This is a genomic window from Providencia rustigianii DSM 4541, assembly GCF_000156395.1.
Classification (GTDB): domain Bacteria; phylum Pseudomonadota; class Gammaproteobacteria; order Enterobacterales; family Enterobacteriaceae; genus Providencia; species Providencia rustigianii.
This window is the reverse complement of sequence record NZ_GG703827.1, coordinates 12,656-13,281: the sequence shown is the minus strand read 5'-3', so window position 1 is coordinate 13,281 and position 626 is coordinate 12,656. Positions and strand designations below refer to the sequence as shown.

General features: G+C 43.1%; 2 protein-coding genes. Both read left to right on the top strand.

Annotation, left to right across the window (positions count from 1 at the left end; all coding sequences use genetic code 11):
- Positions 1-182: phage holin family protein (locus PROVRUST_RS18580; protein ID WP_006816463.1), on the top strand; the 182-nt coding region annotated here is incomplete at its 5' end.
- The gene (locus tag PROVRUST_RS18575) at positions 166-528 is read left to right on the top strand and encodes a D-Ala-D-Ala carboxypeptidase family metallohydrolase (RefSeq protein ID WP_006816462.1); all 363 of its coding nucleotides are present in this window, start codon (positions 166-168) and stop codon (positions 526-528) included. The genes PROVRUST_RS18580 and PROVRUST_RS18575, both read left to right, overlap by 17 nt.
- The last annotated feature ends 98 nt before the right edge of the window (positions 529-626 follow it).

Below are 626 nucleotides of genomic sequence, written 5' to 3'. Positions count from 1 at the left end.
CCTTAATGCAAGTTGTTGTGTCAGGGTTTGCTGGGCTTCTTGGTGGTCTTGGTGCTATCGAATCAGGAGCATCAGAATACATGATCATGATTTCATCGGGTGTTGCAGGCGCGATGGGAACCATGGCGTTAGATTTTTTCTGGTTGAAGTATACAGGGGTAAAGAGTGACAAAATTAAGTGAGTATTTCAATAGTACGGAGTTTGCCTGTAAAGATGGGTGTGGCGCATCAGACGTTGATGTTGAGTTAGTTGGTGTGCTTGAAGATGTGAGAGCGCATTTTAACAAGCCGGTTTATGTTGTCAGTGGTCGCCGTTGTGCGAAGCATAATAAAGCCGTTGGCGGCGCTGAGCATTCTCAGCATCTTTTAGGTACGGCAGGGGATATCAAAGTAAAAGACGTTACACCGAAAGCCGTCGCTGATTATTTGGAGTCAAAATATCCGAGTAAATATGGTGTCGGACGCTACAAAACATTCACTCACATTGATGTTCGTAAAAATAAAGCACGCTGGGGAGGTAACTCATAATATGAAAAAGAGAGTGATTGGTTTTGTGGTCCTACTTGGTATAGCGTTAATTATCGCCGTGCTGGGTATGAAAAAAATAGATAAGCTGAATACTCAAA